The sequence below is a fragment of the Furfurilactobacillus siliginis genome (assembly GCF_001437435.1).
In the GTDB taxonomy this organism is placed as follows: Bacteria; Bacillota; Bacilli; order Lactobacillales; family Lactobacillaceae; genus Furfurilactobacillus; species Furfurilactobacillus siliginis.
Genome location: NZ_JQCB01000026.1, coordinates 8,927 through 9,143, shown reverse-complemented (window position 1 = coordinate 9,143; position 217 = coordinate 8,927). Strand labels below are relative to the sequence as shown.

The 217-nt window shown below is 40.1% G+C and carries 1 protein-coding gene; it reads right to left on the bottom strand.

Features of this window, described 5'->3' with window-relative positions; genetic code table 11:
* On the bottom strand, window positions 1-217 hold a 217-nt coding region (locus IV55_RS10445; RefSeq protein WP_191979323.1), incomplete at both ends, for a hypothetical protein.

Below are 217 nucleotides of genomic sequence, written 5' to 3'. Positions count from 1 at the left end.
TAATGAGGTTGAACCAGATTGACTTTCACTTAGTGAAGTAGAACCAGATTGACTCTCACTCAAGCTAGTAGAACCTGACTGACTTTCACTTAATGAGGTTGATCCTGATTGACTTTCACTTAGTGATGTTGAGCCGGATTGACTTTCGCTCAATGAAGTTGAACCGGATTGACTCTCGCTTAATGAAATAGAACCAGATTGGCTTTCACTTAGTGAT